At 71.7% G+C, this 258-nt stretch carries 1 protein-coding gene; it reads left to right on the plus strand.

Annotated features, from left to right (window positions below; translation table 11 throughout):
• Positions 1 to 82 precede the first annotated feature (82 nt).
• Positions 83 to 258 (plus strand): tetratricopeptide repeat protein (locus tag ACWJ6R_RS38270; RefSeq protein WP_449066838.1); only part of this gene is annotated, 176 nt, incomplete at its 3' end.

Consider the following 258-nt stretch of genomic DNA (forward strand, 5'->3'; position numbering starts at 1 on the left):
GAGACGCGGCTCGAGCGCGGGATCTGCTGGCTGAGCTGCTGCCCGTGCGCGAGCGGTACTGGGTGCCGAGCACCCGCACACGCTGGCCGCCCGACATAATCTCGCGTTCTGGACGGGACGGGCGGGGGGCGCGACCCGGGCGCGGGATCTGCTGGCTGAGCTGCTGCCGGTGCGCGAGCGGGTACTGGGTGCTGAACACCCGGACACGTTGACCACTCGGCATAACCTTGCCCGCTGGACGGGGGAGGCTGGAGACGC

Source organism: Planomonospora algeriensis (assembly GCF_977012225.1).